This is a genomic window from Aromatoleum diolicum, assembly GCF_012910955.1.
Lineage (GTDB): Bacteria > Pseudomonadota > Gammaproteobacteria > Burkholderiales > Rhodocyclaceae > Aromatoleum > Aromatoleum diolicum.
Genome location: NZ_WTVQ01000008.1, coordinates 25,184 through 38,658 on the forward strand (window position 1 = coordinate 25,184; position 13,475 = coordinate 38,658).

12 protein-coding genes are annotated in these 13,475 nt (G+C 63.8%); 5 read left to right on the top strand and 7 right to left on the bottom strand.

Going from position 1 to position 13,475, the window contains the following annotated elements; genetic code table 11:
- Positions 1 to 23: 23 nt before the first annotated feature.
- The 5 genes from GPA25_RS06580 to GPA25_RS06600 all read right to left on the bottom strand — a co-directional run bounded on the left by GPA25_RS06580 (position 24) and on the right by GPA25_RS06600 (position 5,055).
- A complete protein-coding gene (locus GPA25_RS06580; protein ID WP_169259575.1) occupies positions 24 to 830 on the bottom strand; it encodes a transporter substrate-binding domain-containing protein in 807 nt (268 codons plus the stop codon).
- 25 nt (positions 831 to 855) lie between these two features.
- A complete protein-coding gene (locus tag GPA25_RS06585; RefSeq protein WP_169259576.1) occupies positions 856 to 1,533 on the bottom strand; it encodes a FadR/GntR family transcriptional regulator in 678 nt (225 codons plus the stop codon).
- 439 nt (positions 1,534 to 1,972) lie between these two features.
- Positions 1,973 to 2,476 carry an ureidoglycolate lyase gene (locus GPA25_RS06590; protein ID WP_169259577.1) on the bottom strand — a complete coding sequence of 168 codons (504 nt, stop codon included), beginning with the start codon at positions 2,474 to 2,476 and terminating at the stop codon, positions 1,973 to 1,975.
- The gene (gene alc, locus GPA25_RS06595; RefSeq protein ID WP_169259578.1) at positions 2,473 to 3,510 is read right to left on the bottom strand and encodes an allantoicase; all 1,038 of its coding nucleotides are present in this window, start codon (positions 3,508 to 3,510) and stop codon (positions 2,473 to 2,475) included. Before alc ends, GPA25_RS06590 begins: the two co-directional genes overlap by 4 nt.
- 78 nt (positions 3,511 to 3,588) lie before the next feature.
- A complete protein-coding gene (locus GPA25_RS06600) occupies positions 3,589 to 5,055 on the bottom strand; it encodes an NCS1 family nucleobase:cation symporter-1 (protein WP_169259579.1) in 1,467 nt (488 codons plus the stop codon).
- A 340-nt stretch (positions 5,056 to 5,395) separates the two neighbouring features.
- Between GPA25_RS06600 and GPA25_RS06605 the strand changes: the two genes are divergently transcribed.
- The 5 genes from GPA25_RS06605 to GPA25_RS06625 all read left to right on the top strand — a co-directional run bounded on the left by GPA25_RS06605 (position 5,396) and on the right by GPA25_RS06625 (position 10,154).
- Positions 5,396 to 6,148, top strand: coding sequence for a GntR family transcriptional regulator (locus GPA25_RS06605; protein ID WP_246265424.1), 753 nt, complete (start codon positions 5,396 to 5,398; stop codon positions 6,146 to 6,148).
- Positions 6,149 to 6,183: 35 nt separating this feature from the next.
- On the top strand, positions 6,184 to 6,915 hold the full coding sequence (locus GPA25_RS06610; protein ID WP_169259581.1) for an aspartate/glutamate racemase family protein: 732 nt from the start codon (positions 6,184 to 6,186) through the stop codon (positions 6,913 to 6,915).
- Between the two features lie 108 nt (positions 6,916 to 7,023).
- Positions 7,024 to 8,415, top strand: a complete 1,392-nt coding sequence (locus tag GPA25_RS06615; protein WP_169259582.1) for an NCS1 family transporter — start codon at positions 7,024 to 7,026, stop codon at positions 8,413 to 8,415.
- A gap of 15 nt (positions 8,416 to 8,430) precedes the next feature.
- On the top strand, positions 8,431 to 9,366 hold the full coding sequence (gene puuE, locus GPA25_RS06620; protein WP_169259583.1) for an allantoinase PuuE: 936 nt from the start codon (positions 8,431 to 8,433) through the stop codon (positions 9,364 to 9,366).
- A gap of 146 nt (positions 9,367 to 9,512) precedes the next feature.
- Positions 9,513 to 10,154, top strand: coding sequence for a 2OG-Fe(II) oxygenase family protein (locus tag GPA25_RS06625; RefSeq protein WP_169259584.1), 642 nt, complete (start codon positions 9,513 to 9,515; stop codon positions 10,152 to 10,154).
- A 69-nt stretch (positions 10,155 to 10,223) separates the two neighbouring features.
- Here GPA25_RS06625 and GPA25_RS06630 read toward each other — a convergent pair whose 3' ends face one another.
- On the bottom strand, positions 10,224 to 11,909 hold the full coding sequence (locus tag GPA25_RS06630) for a TIR domain-containing protein (protein WP_169259585.1): 1,686 nt from the start codon (positions 11,907 to 11,909) through the stop codon (positions 10,224 to 10,226).
- A gap of 408 nt (positions 11,910 to 12,317) precedes the next feature.
- Positions 12,318 to 12,914, bottom strand: a complete 597-nt coding sequence (locus tag GPA25_RS06635; protein WP_169259586.1) for a PEP-CTERM sorting domain-containing protein — start codon at positions 12,912 to 12,914, stop codon at positions 12,318 to 12,320.
- Positions 12,915 to 13,475: the final 561 nt, after the last annotated feature.

Genomic DNA, 13,475 nt, shown 5'->3' on the forward strand with positions numbered 1-13,475 from the left:
GCGCGTCCTGCCGGCCGGGGGGCTTACAGGTCTTTCGGCAGCGGCGCGTGGAGCCAGCGCTGGGCGATGTCGTTGAGCGTGCCGTCCTGGCGGGCCTTGGCGATGATCGCGTTGACCTTCGCCGTCAGCGCGGTCTCGCCCTTGGCGATGCCGACGTAGCACGGCGAGTTCTTGATCAGGAACTTCGCGCCGAGGCGGCGCAGTTTCGTCATCTCATTGACCGCCGCAGCGACCACGTTGCCGGTGGCGACGAACTGGACTTGCCCGGTCAGATAGGCGGAGATCGTCGCGTTGTTGTCCTCGAAGCGCTTGATCGTCGCCGTGGCCGGGGCGATCTTGGTCAGTTCCAGATCCTCCACCGAGCCGCGGGTCACGCCGATGGTCTTGCCGGCGAGCTCCTCGACCTTGGTGAGCTTGACGTCCTCGGGGCCGAACACACCATTGAAGAAGGGCGCATAGGCGGCGGAAAAGTCGATCACCTTTTCGCGGTCGGGATTCTTACCGAGGCTGGAGATCACGAGGTCGGCCTTGCCGGTGGTGAGGTAGGGGATGCGGTTGGTGCTCGTCACCGGGATCAGTTCGACCTTCACGCCGAGTTCCTTGGCGATCAGCGCGGCTATGTCGATGTCGTAGCCGCGGGGTTTCAGATCGGTGCCGACGCTGCCGAAGGGCGGAAAGTCCTGCGGCACGGCGACGCGCAGGGTGCCCGCTTTCTGGATGTCGGTGAGCACGTCGGCGCGGGCGTTAGAGACGCCGAGCGTGGCGGCGACGGCAAGGCCGGCGGCGAGACCGCACAGGCTGCGGAGGAAGGGGCGGCGGGGGGAAGTCATGGACAATCTCCTTGCGAGGGCGGGTTCAAAGAAATGGGGAGGCAATGCCGACGCGGTTCGCGGCGGCGGAAAGGTGTTCGCGCATCGCGGCTTCGGCGGCCGCGGCGTCGCCGGCGAGAACCGCGTCGATGATGTGGCGGTGCTCGTCGGCGGGTTCCCAGATGCCGGTCGGATCGGAGAACGGCAGGCGCAGGCTGTGGCTGATCTGGTCGCGGAACTGCGCGGCGACGCCGGCGAGGCCCGCGTTGCCGGAGAGCTCGGCGAGGCACAGGTGGAATTGCAGGTCCCAGTCCGAGGCCATCACGAGGTCGCAGACTTTCAGCGCGTCTTCCATGCCGCGCTGGATCGATTCGAGACGCTCGCGTCCGGCGGCATCGATGCGTTGCGCGGCAAGGCCGGTCCAGGCCGGTTCGAGCACGGCGCGGAATTCGAACAGTGCCTGCGGGGTCATCGAGGCGGTGCCGCGCGGCGGGTGGGCGGGGTCCGGCCGCTTGCCGGCGGTCACGAACACGCCCTTGCTCGGTTGGGAGCGGACGAGTCCGAGCGCTTCGAGCGTGGAAATCGCTTCGCGCAGCGAGGCGCGGCTGATCGAGAGCTGCTCCGCGAGTTCGCGCTGCGACGGCAGGGCGGATCCGGCGGGGAATTCACCGTCGATGATGCGGCGCTGGAGCGCCTGGGCGGCGACGTTGGCGATGCTCGGCATGTAAGTTCCTGGGTGCTGTGATCTGACTGGTCAGACCGGTCAGGCCAGGAATTGCAGAAAACATGCCAGGTAAGATGAGATTGGCCGAAAGGCTCTGCTGGCGGGACTTTCGGCCGATTTTCGGCGAGCAGAGCGCGACGGGGTCGCGCATTATCACAGTGCGTTTACGACGAGGCGCGAACCATGGTGGGGCATGGTGGCGACGCGGTGGGCGGTTCAGTACGTGGTGCTAATCCGCCGGCGCCGCAGGGGGTATTCGCTCTGCGGCTGCTGCTTCGCAGCGCGGCGGAGGTGACGCAAATGCGCGCGGTGCAGCGCGCTTCCGCGCTGGCCGCTCAGACAGTCCTCGCCGCGCCGCCAACACCCCGCGCGGCGCCGGCTACGTTCCGGCTAGGGCCGTAGGGCGGATTAGCCGAAGGCATAATCCGCCACGTTCTTGCTAGAACTCGATCACGCCCGCTTCGTCGAGCCGGATTTCATCGCAGTTTGGCCCTTCGCCCGCCCGATCGATCACGAGGAAGTCGGAGACGCCGTCGAGCGCGAGCAGCGGGTGGTGCCAGACACCGCGCGCGTAGTTGACGCCCTGGTCGCCGCGCGCGAGGAATACACGCAGATCCTCGACGCCCGGCGTATTGGCCGCGGGGGCGACGACGACGAGATAGGGGCTGCCCGACAGCGGCACAAAGGCCTGGCTGCCGAGCGGGTGGCGCTCCACCATCTCGACCGTGAAGGGCAGCGCGCGCGGCTGGCCGCGGAAGATCGACACGATGCTGCGGCCGTCAGAGCCCGGCTCGATCTTCGCGAGATCGTGATAGCGCTCGGTGTTGCCGCCGTTGATCGTGAAGTGGTGCGCCGCGTCGCTCGCCTCGATGACGTCGCCAAAGGAGGCGAAGGCCTCGCGTGTCAGCGGTTCGACTTGCAGCCGGATCATGGTTTCGGTCATTTCTTCACTCTCCCCCACAGGCGCAGGCGCGAGACGCCACCGTCCGGGATGATGTTGAGGCGTACGTGGGTGACGGGGCCGAGTTGCGCGATCTGCTCGGAGAAGCTGTGGATCGCATCCATCGACAGCTTCTGCTCGGGCAGCAGCACCGGCCAGAACATGCTCTGGGTGATCACGGACTGGTCGGTGCCGCCGGAGACTGCGGCAGCCTGGATCGAGCAGCGGTCGGGGTAGTTGCCCTTGAAGTGGGCGGTATCGACTTCGATCTTCTCGATCGTGCCGGCCGCTCCCAGCTGCAGGATGCACCAGTCGGAACCGGGTTCGCGGCGGCGGCGGGTTTCCCAGCCGTCGCCCATGTTGATGCCGCGCCCGGGCAGGATCAGGTTCGAGGCGGTACCGAAATGCGCGTCGTTCCACGCCACCGGGCGACCGCCGTTTTCGAGCGCGACGAGATCGACGAGCGCGTCGCCGGCGCCTTCGAACACGCCGACCGGCTGGCCATAGACGCGCAGCCGCGCGATGCCGCCGTCAGGGTAGATGTTCACGCGCAGGTGGGTCCAGGCGGCGTCCGAATTCGCGCGCAGCAGGTGGTGGCTGTTCCCGGATAGGGATGTCGAAGGCAGGATCTCGGTCCACTTCGCGTCTTTCAGCGCCGCCGTGTCGTCGCTGTCCGCGATGGTCGCCTCGATCGACACGGCCGGCGCGTAGTTGCCGGTGAAGTGGCTGGTGTCGACGTCGAAGCCGCGGATCGTGCCCTTGCGGCCGAGTTTGACGAAGCACCAGTCGTGGCCGGTGGTGCGCTTGCGGCGGGTTTCCCAGCCGTCCATCCACTTGCCGTTGTCGTCGTACTTGCCGGGGACGAACTGGGCGGGCTCGGGGTTCAGCATGCGCGAGACTTCGGCGAAAAAGTCGTCGGAGGCGAAGAGCGCCTTGGCGCCGATGCGCGGGTTGGCCAGATCGACCGAGCGCAGCGCCCAGTCGGGCAGGGTGGCCGGTTCGGCGATGCGGATGCCGCCGGTGTTGTGACTACTCATGGTTAGTCTCTCTGTGGGGGGTGGAGGTGATCGGGATGGGATGCGCGGGCGATCGTCCGACCGCCCGCGGGGTCAGGCTCAGGACGCCGATTCGTTGGCGAGTGCCGGGGCCGGTTCCATCGCTTCGTCGATGACGGTCTGGCCCTTCATTGCGACGTAGTAGAACAGGGCGCCGAGCGCGCAGCCGATGAACCAGTTGAAGTCCGCGAGCACCTTGGTGCCCGACAGGGTGATCGCGACGCCGACCAGCACCGCCGGGGCGAGCGCCCACATTGCACGCTTGTTCACGCCGTTGTCGTACCAGTAGGTGCCGCCCGGCTTGTCGCTGTACAGATCATCGACGACGATCTTGCGATTGCGCACGAGGTAGAAGTCCACCAGCAGGATGCCGAACAGCGGGCCGATGAAGGCGGCGAGCATGTCGAGCGTGTAGTGGATCACTTCGGGTGAGTTGAACAGATTCCACGGCATGATGAAGATCGAGCCGACCGCGGCGATGAAGCCGCCGGTGCGGAAGCTGATGTGCTTCGGGGCGACATTGGAAAAGTCAAACGCCGGCGACACGAAATTGGCGACGATATTGATGCCGATCGTGGCCGTTACGAAAGTGAAGGCGCCCAGCACGGCGGCCATCGTGTTGTCGATCTTGCTGACCGTTTCGATCGGGTCGGTGATCATGTGGCCGAACACCGGGATCGTGCCCGAGGTGATGACGACGGTGACGACCGAGAAGGCGAGGAAGTTCACCGGCAGGCCCCAGAAGTTGCCGCGCTTCACTTCGTCGAAAGTCTTGCCGTAGCGCGAAAAGTCGCCGAAGTTCAGCATCGGGCCGGAGAAGTAGGACACCACCAGCGCGATCGCGGTCAGCATCGGGCCGACGACACTCCAGCCTTCGTACTTCACTTCACCCAGGTTCAGGCTGATGTTGTCGATGCCGGCTTTCCAGACGATCCAGCCCGCGAGCAGGAACATCACCACGTACACCGCCGGACCGGCCCAGTCGATGAAGCGCTTGATCGCTTCCATGCCGTGCCAGAACACGATCGCCTGCAACACCCACATGATCATGAAGCCCAGCCAGCCCAGATACGACAGGCCGGCGAAGCTGTCATGCGCCAGGCTTTCGAGGCCGGGGAAGAAGCGCAGCATGACGATGGTGAGTGCGGACGAGGCAAGGAAGGTCTGGATGCCGTACCACGCCACCGCGATCAGGCCGCGGATGATTGCCGGGACGTTCGCCCCCCATACGCCGAAGGCCATGCGACAGGCCACCGGGTAGGGGATGCCGGCCTGCTGGCTCGGCCGTGCGACCCAGTTGCACAGGACGTTGACGAGGCAGATGCCGATGATCAGCGACACCAGTACCTGCCAGCTGGTGAGGCCGAGTGCGAACAAACTGCCGGCGAAAACGTATCCACCAACGCTATGAACATCCGACATCCAGAACGCGAAGATGTTGTACCAGTTCCAGTTCTTGTCCTTCAATGGACCGAGGTCTTCGTTGTACAGGCGGTCGCTGTAGCCCGCCGGCAAGTGCTCTGACATGGTTTGTCTCCTCATCGTCGCGGTGTGCTGCGACTGCTTGCTGTGTGGTTTGTGCGGTCCTACAGGGTCGAGTGCGGGGCGTATAATTTCTCTTATGCACTCATAAACTGTATCCGTAGTGATATAAAAGTGTATCCAATCGATGAAGTCAAGAGGTTTTTTAATCTCGTTCAAAGATCCGCGCCAATACGGGCGTTCCATGGGTGTAACAGAATGGGGCTCGTGAGAAGGAGATGAATTGTCTTTGTGGATACAAAAAAATATTGAATTGTGTACAAATGGATTCTAGACTGGTTCTAACGACGGGCAGGCTGCGTCCAGCCCGGACATGGAGACAATGATGGGAAAACGTGCATCAGCCGAACTCGGAACCGGACGCGCGGACGATGGACTCGGCGGCAATGGTCGCGACGAGGTGATCTATCGCAATCTGTTCGTCGCGATCGTCGAGAACCATCTCGCGCCCGGCACCAAGCTTCCCGAGGACACGCTCGCCGAAACCTACGGTGTCAGTCGCACCAGCATCCGCAAGGTGCTGCAGCGGCTCGCGCACGAGCGCCTGGTCGACGTGCGCCTGAACCGCGGCGCCTCCGTCGCGCAACCTTCGGTCGGCGAGGCGCGCGACATCTTTTCCGCGCGCCGCATCATCGAGTGCGGCGCGATTGCGCAGGTCGTCGCGAAGGCGACGCCGGCTGCCCTCGAGGAACTGCGCGAGCTGGTGCGCCGTGAACATGCCGCGCAGGATCGCGGTGACTGGCGCGAGTCGATCTACCTGTCGGGCGCGTTCCACGTCGCCCTGATCCGCATCTCCGGCAACGAGACCCTGACCGACTTCCTGACCCAGCTGGTGTCGCGCTCGTCGCTCGTGATCGCGACCTACGGCTCGCCGCAGACCGCCAGCTGCCGTCATTCCGAGCATGACGACGTGATCGAGATCATCGCCGCGGGCGACGTCGAAGGCACGACGCGCTGGATGGACCGTCACCTGCGCGACGTCGAACGCACCGTCGTGCTGGTCGAGGAAGAACCCGTCGCGGCGGACCTGAAGAAGATTCTCGAGGAGGTCGCCCAGCGCCGCCCCAAGCTGCGCTAGGAAGCGACCCCTCTGTATACACATAGGAGACAGCAATGCTGATACGTGTCATCAACCCCAACACCACCCGCAGCATGACCGAGAAGATCGGCGCCTCGGCGCAGCGCGTCGCCGCCCCCGGCACGCGCATCGTCGCGACCAATCCGGACAGCGGGCCGGTGTCGATCGAAAGCCATTTCGACGAGGCCATCAGCGCCGTCGGTGTCGCCGACGAGGTGCGCAAGGGCGAAAAGGAGGGCACCGACGCCTACGTGATCGCGTGCTTCGGCGATCCAGGGCTGCTCGCTGCGCGCGAACTCACGCGCGCGCCGGTGATCGGCATCGCCGAGGCCGCCTTCCATCTTGCGACGATGATCAGCACGCGCTTCTCCATCGTCACCACGCTCTCGCGCACCGGCATCATCGCCGAGCACCTGCTGCAGTCCTACGGCTTCGCGCACCACTGCCGCCGCGTCCGCGCGGCCGAGATCCCGGTGCTCGATCTCGAAGACGACGGCGCATGCGCACTCGACCGCATCGTCGAGGAATGTCGCCGCGCCAAGGCCGAGGACAACATCGGCGCGATCGTGCTCGGCTGCGGCGGCATGGCGGATCTGGCCGACGAGATCCGCGACGCGGTCGGCCTGCCGATCGTCGAAGGCGTTACCGCGGCGGTGAAGCTCGCCGAAACGCTCGCCAGTCTCAAGCTTGGTACGAGCAAGCACGGCGACCTGGCGTTTCCTCCCGGCAAGCGCTTCACCGGGCGGTTCGAGCATCTGAGTTCCTGAGCCCTCGCCGAGACTCCCCCAAGATGAGTCCGGCCGGCCAGTAAAGCCTCGGCGCATCAGGGCCGCAAGGACACGGCCCGCGCGCATCCACAACGACGGAGACAGACAATGGCAATCGCAGATCAAGAGATGGGTGCGCCCCGGTTGAGCGTCGCCGTCGCGTCGGACCGTGTTGCCGACGAAGCACAACACAAGGCGGCCGGCGACGAATCGCTCGCACCGCAACAGACCCGCATCATGGACCGCTGGTCCTACCTGCTGGCGTGGCTGGGCGGCTGCGTGTCCATCGGCACCTTTGCGATGGGCTCGAGCCTCGTCGGCCAGCTCAACATGCTGCAGGCGGCGGCCGCGATCGCGATCGGCTGTTTCGTCATCGGCATTGCGCTGGCGATCAACGGCGAGGCAGGCCACAAGTACGGCATTCCCTTCATGGTGCAGGCGAGGAGCGCCTTCGGCTTCGCCGGTACGCGCTTCCCGGGCTTCGTGCGTGCGGTGCCTGCGGTCGTGTGGTTCGGCTTCCAGAGCTGGATCGGTGCCGGCGCACTGAACGCGGTGTCGGCGACGATGTTCGGCTTCGACAACCTCGTCGTCTGGTTCATCACCTTCCAGCTGCTGCAAATCGCGCTGTCGATCTACGGCTTCCACGGCATCAAGTGGCTGGAGAACATCGGCAGCGGCTTCATCCTGTTCGCGCTGGTGTACATGTTCTATGCGGTGATCACGAAGTTCGGCGGCGCGATCGACGCGAAGATCACCGGCATCGAAGGCACCTGGGGCATGCCGTTCTGGGGGGCGACGATGCTGTTCCTCGGGATCTACAGCACCATGATGCTCAACGTCAGCGACTACTCGCGCGAGCTCCACAAGGACGTGACGCGCGGCGCCCTGACCACGATCTACTCGATGAGCATCCTGCCGGCGACCCTCTTCATGGGCTTGATCGGCCTGATGGTGTCGGGCGCCACCGGCACCGCGGACCCGATCAAGGTGTTCTCGAGCGCGGTCGACAACAAGCCGCTGCTCGTCATCACGCTGCTCTTCATTGCGTTCGCACAGGTCACGACCAACGTGCTGAACAACGTCGTGCCGCCGGCCTACGTGCTGATGGACGTGTTCAAGCTGTCCTTCCGCAAGTCAGCCGTACTGGTCGGCCTGCTCGCGTTCGCGACCTTCCCGTGGGTGCTGGTCCAGGACGAATCCGCCGCCGGCCTGCAGGTCTTCGTGCAGACCTATTCGGCCTTCCTTGGCCCGATCTTCGCGGTGCTGGTCGTCGATTACTACATCCTGCGTCGGCGCACGCTGAACCTGCAGCACTTCTACGACGCCGACGGCCCGTACCGCGGCATCAACTGGGCCGGCATCGTCGCGACCGGGGTCGGCGCGGTCACTGCGCTGAGCTTTTCGGCCGTTTCCTGGTACGCGAGCCTGCTCCCGGCCGGGCTGACGTACTGGCTGCTGATGAACAACTGGGACGCGTGCAAGCGCTTCCGCCACAACTGACAAAGGTAAATCGCCATGAAGATCGATTCCCGCTACCCCCGCGACCTCGTCGGCTACGGCCGCAACCCGCCCTATGCGAACTGGCCCGGGCGTGCGCGCGTCGCGGTGCAGTTCGTGCTGAACTACGAGGAAGGCGGCGAGAACTGCGTGCTGCACGGCGACCCGGCGAGCGAGCAGTTCCTGTCCGAGCTCTTCAGCCCGCCGGCCATCCCCGACCGCCACCTGTCGATGGAAGGCATCTACGAATACGGCTCGCGCGTCGGCGTGTGGCGCTTCCTGCGCGAGTTCGAGCGGCGCGGCCTGCCGCTGACGATCTTCGGCGTGTCGATGGCACTCGAACGCCACCCCGAGCTGACCGCGGCGTTTCGCGAGCTGGGTCACGAGATCGCGTGCCACGGCTGGCGCTGGATCCACTACCAGAACGTCGACGAAGCGACCGAGCGCGAGCACATGCGCATCGGCATGGAGATCATCGAACGCCTGACCGGCGAACGCGCGCTCGGCTGGTACACCGGTCGCGACTCGCCGAACACTCACCGCCTGGTCGCCGACTTCGGCGGCTTCCTGTACGACTCCGACTACTACGGTGACGACCTGCCGTTCTGGATGGACGTGACGAAGACCAACGGCGAAACCGTGCCGCAGCTGATCGTGCCCTACACGCTCGACACCAACGACATGCGCTTCGCGCTGCCGCAGGGCTTCTCGCACGGTGACGAGTTCTTCGAATACCTGCGCGACGCGTTCGACGTGATGTACGCGGAAGGGGACGAGCGGCCGGCGATGATGAGCGTCGGCATGCATTGCCGCCTGCTCGGCCGGCCCGGACGCTTTCGCGCGCTGCAGCGCTTCCTCGACCACATCGAGAAGCACGAGCGCGTGTGGGTGTGCCGGCGCGTGGATGTTGCGCGGCACTGGCGGGAGCATCACCCGTACCGCCAAGCGCGGTGAGCACGCGCTTCGTTGCGCAAGGACTGCGGGCGGCAGTCGACGGGCCGCCGGCAGATACCTGATTGGAGGAGGAACTTCGCTCCCTCCGCGCCTTCACATTGATGTGTCGCCACCGATGAGCGGTGGCCAATCGGTGAACTCCAATCATGGCCCAAGAGATCAACCGCTGGAGCGCGTCGGACGTCATTCCGATGTTCCCGACCCTCGTATGGAAGGTCGAGCTGAGGCCGGAGCTTCACGCCGCGATGGACGCGAAGCTTCTCGCCGTGCTGGACGAGATGCGCCGCAACTTGCCGTCGCTTGCTCCCGGCCAGGGCTGGCAGTCCGGACAAACGCTGCATCGACGGCCGGAATTCGCCGAGCTGGTCGCGTGCGTCGACAGTCTGGCGAAGAGCGTGACGCGCTTCCTGCGGCTGGGCTACGAGGCCGTCGAAATCACCGGCTGCTGGGCCAATGTCCTCGCCCCGGGCGCTGCACATCGGATGCACATGCACCCGAACAACTTCCTGAGCGGCGTCTACTACGTCCGCGCGCCGCAGGGTGCGGACAGCATCAATTTCCACGACCCCAGACCCCAAGCGACCATCATCCGGCCGCCCGTCGTGGAACTCACCGCCGAAAACACCGACCAGGTGGTGGTGAACGTCCGCAGCGGCACCTTGCTGATGTTCCCGTCCTACCTGCAGCACTCCGTGGACGCAAACCAGAGCGAAGAGATGCGGGTGAGCATCAGCTTCAACATCATGTTCTCCGCTTTTTCGGAGAACCTGAGCAAGCCCTTGTGGTAGGAGGTGTGGTCGCCTCGCGGTGCCAAGCGCACTGCAGGTTGGTGATTCGCGTCCCGAGCGCGCGTACCGCTATGGTCTCGACCCAATCAGAGCGCCAGAAGCGGCATTCCATAACCTGAAGCTGTCGTCGTCGCCCAGTGACACCAAGCGTCGTTCGTCGTCGGTAAGGGTTGCCGCTCGAACCGTCGTTCTTCCATGATTCAGAGTCGCGAGATGCTTGAGTTCCCCGTTATCGAAGCTCCATACGCCGATTTCCCCAAGTATGCTGGCAGTGAGAAATCGCGTTGAATCGGGCAAGGGGCTGAACGCGGCGAAAATGATGCCGTCCTTCGCAACTTCGCGCTGGATTGGCGATTTGGGGTCGTCCAGGACGACTAGGTCAGCCCTGCCTGATTCGAATAGCACGATCGACCGGGTACCCCTTACATTCGTCTCCATGAACAGCGCCGCGTCACCGTGCTGCCCTCCTTTCAGCTGGGGCCGGACCGAAGTGGCGGTGTCGGCCAGCATGAGGTGCCCCACGGTATCCCCGACCAGCACGTACGAGCCAAACATGCCGGCGATCAGGTGCGTCGGCTTGGCATGGTATTCGAGTTGCGTGCTTCTCGTCCGGTTGCCGTGTATATCGAAGACGTCGAGATAGAACTGGCGAGCAACAAATATTTCTTCGCCGGACGCGCTGAAACCCATGTATTCAAGTCGGCGACCGCGGGCTTGCGCGCCTGGCGGCAATTCGTTGGTTCGAAAAGTGTCGAGACTGATCAAGTACACCGTGCCCGGCGGGTCCGAGCCGTTTTGGCCCCTTTCGCTTGCAACGAGCAGGTAGCGGCCATCGCGTCGCAGCTTGGTGAATACCCCGCCTTCTCGCCATCGTTCCATCAGGTAACCGGGGCCAATGCCCCTCAACTGTGCCTCTTCGTTCCGGTTGTCGCGCCTGAGTTTGGCCACCTCGATGGCGGCGCCGAGCGCTTCCTCAGCCTCCGGCATGCGCTTGATCTCGGACGCGCGATATGCGTCAGCCGCGGCCTGCAGGGGATTCAGATACAGGGCGCGATAGCTGCTCGCAACCAATGCAAGGGAACGCTCAGTCTGTGAGAGTTCGTATTGCCAAATGGCCGCCGCCGCGAACACGAGCAATGCGGCACCAGTACCGTAGGCAATCCGAAGTGTTCGCTTGTGCTGGCGATAGTCTTCACTGATGAGTTTGCCGACGTCCAATCCGCGGACTGGTGCCGCGATCTTCGCGGCAGCTTTCAGGAACTGCGGGTCGCGAACCGTGAGTTGGTGTTTGCCGGCGGCCCAACGCAAGTCAACCCAGAACGGCTCACTGGAGAATCTCCCCGCGAGTACCTTGGGCAGCGCTTTCGTGCGTTCCCAGTCGAAGTCGTTACGCCCGTCGTCCCAAAGTATTTCGCCGTCGGTGAGAACGATCAGGAGCGTTGAGGAGGAGCGATTCTCCATCCAGTATGTGACTTCTCGCATCACCCATTTGGAGTTCGCGGCGCGTGGCGACGCGAGAAAGACGAAATACCTCGAATCAGCGAGCGCTGCTTGGATCGCGGGCCAGCCTTCGGGAGTTGCCGAGAGGTCCGTTTCGTCGCGAAACACGTGCATGCTGCGCCAGCGATACCAAGGCTTGTCGAGTTGCTCGATGGCCCGCTGGAGCCGGGGAGCCAACCGGTCATCCGCGACGTGACTGTAGGAAATGAATGCGTCGTATCGCATCCTCGGCTGATCGTTTGCGTCATTGTCCATCGGATATTCCCCCTGAGGTGCGCTACATTCTCCGCCGTCCAACGAGCGGTCCTCATGCGGCCATTTCTTGCTGACGCCGTCTTTCAACCCAGTCTTGCAGGAACGTGGTCGGAGACATGTAGCCCAAGGTGGAGTGGTGGCGACTCAGGTTGTATAACCCGGCGATGCAGTGGAACAGATCGCTCATGGCGTCGCTACGGGTCGCGTAGTGCATGCCATGGACGCACTCGACACTCGATCTTCAGGCTGTTGAAGAAGCTCTTGCTGCGGGCGTTGTGCCAAGCTTCGCGCTCTATCCTGGCGGCTCGCGAAACCGCTCTTCGCTTGTTTTTCCAGCAGCTGCCCTTGCGGGACATCGATTCGCCGGATGCCGGTAGCGGCCGAGCTTCTTAACACAGTCCGAAGCGTCTAAGCGCCCAAACGCCGACGCCGTACCGCGCCAAGGCCGGCAAGACCCAGCGCGAGCAACAGCGCACTCCCGGGCTCTGGGACGGTGGACTGCTCCGCCCCCACGCGCCAGCCCATGTTGAAGGTTGTCGTCGACCAGCCGTTCGAAAGCGGATTCATAAACCACTCGGTGCCCGCCGGGCTGGTCGGGTTGGCTGGCATCCCGCCCGAGAAGCCAGATTGTGCAATGAGAGCCAGTGTGTAGTCGCCGGCGATCACGTCCCAGTCCAGACCGGTCGCGCCGCGCCATCCATCCGACGCCCCGCCGATCGTGACGAGGCTGCTGAAAAGCAGGGTGCCGGTCGGGCCGGATCCTTCATGCAATTCAAAGAGGACATCGCCCGTGCCGGGAGCGATCCAGCCTTCGACGCTGGTGATGCTGGACGCCTGAGAGACGTTGAAGGTCACGCCGAGGTTTTGGAAGCTGACGCCGCTATTGTTGAGGGTCAATTCAAAGCCGCCCGCGCCGGGACCGGTATCGAGGATGAATGCGGCCTGCGCCGTACCGATTGACAGAGCGAATGTGCCGGCTACCAACGCTTTGCTCCAATTAGGCATATTTTCCCCTTTTCTGCGAGTTATTGACTGTTAGATATCGAACCGACGCTGACTAAGCATTTTTCTTTCCATATTTATCTTTTGCAATATAAACAATGGCTTAATGTTGTCACCTGTTCGCACCCATCATAAGTTGTAAAGAGTGCCGACATCCGCCTCGAGCGAATCGTCCCGGCTTGAGTAGGCACTCTCGACGCGGTTGAGCTACTGCCTCCCGAGCTCGCGCTTCTTTTCGGGGCTGCGGCCGTCCAAGAGTTCGATGTGCATCGTGGTGTGCTCCTTGTCTTTTTGGGTTGGACATGGGGCTCAGCGGGCGAAGCCGAGCTCAGCGACGAATTGCACCTGGGTCGACGTGCGTCGGCCGCCACGCAGGGGCAGGGCGTTCGGAAAACCGAACGCCGCTTGCGGTCGAAATTCGGGTTTCCGAACGCGTCTGCACAATGGAGAAATCGCAGTTCCCGATAACTCAAGGGCTTGAACGTTGCGCAGTGCAGCAAAACTCCCTGGCACGGGGCGTGCAAAGAGAATGGCATCAAGGCCATTTATCGCCCCATACCAAAG